The sequence below is a fragment of the Dorea sp. 210702-DFI.3.125 genome (genome assembly GCF_020560945.1).
Taxonomy (GTDB): domain Bacteria; phylum Bacillota; class Clostridia; order Lachnospirales; family Lachnospiraceae; genus Dorea; species Dorea formicigenerans.
The window spans coordinates 1-484 of the sequence record NZ_JAJCNF010000083.1 but is presented as its reverse complement, the minus strand read 5'-3'; the positions used below and the strand labels follow the sequence as shown (position 1 = coordinate 484).

Here is a 484-nt window from a genome sequence, read left to right as displayed (position 1 = left end):
GACATTTCGATAATCCAGTGACCTTGCAGCTTGCGGTACACATTGTCATCGTCCAACTTCCGCAAATCATCGGAGAACCACTCGTCCCGGACTGCCAGCAGACGGAAGAAGGTGGACTTGCCAGCCCCCTGACCGCCTACCAGACAGAGCATGATTTCAAATTTGCATCCCGGCTGAAAGGCTCGTGAGATTGCGCCCAGCAGGAACAGCTTCAACGCTTCATAGGTGTAATCGTCTGCGTCAGCCCCCAGAAAGTGCCGCAGGCAGAAACGGATTCGTTCTGTCCCGTCCCACACAAGGGTATTGAGATAGTCCCGGATGGGATGGTACTTGTTTTCATTCGCCACAATCCCGATGGCGTTATCAATCTTCTTCTCATTGGTAAGCCCGTAGGTTTCTTCCAGATAGAGAAGCAGATACTTCATGTCCGTATCGTTCAGGGCGGTGCTTTCCCTGTGGAAGCCGATGGGCTTTATGATGTCCT

At 52.3% G+C, this 484-nt stretch carries 1 protein-coding gene; it reads right to left on the bottom strand.

From position 1 onward, the window contains the following. The coding region (locus LI164_RS15635; RefSeq protein ID WP_227087378.1) for a virulence-associated E family protein at positions 1 to 484 on the bottom strand (484 nt) is incomplete at both ends.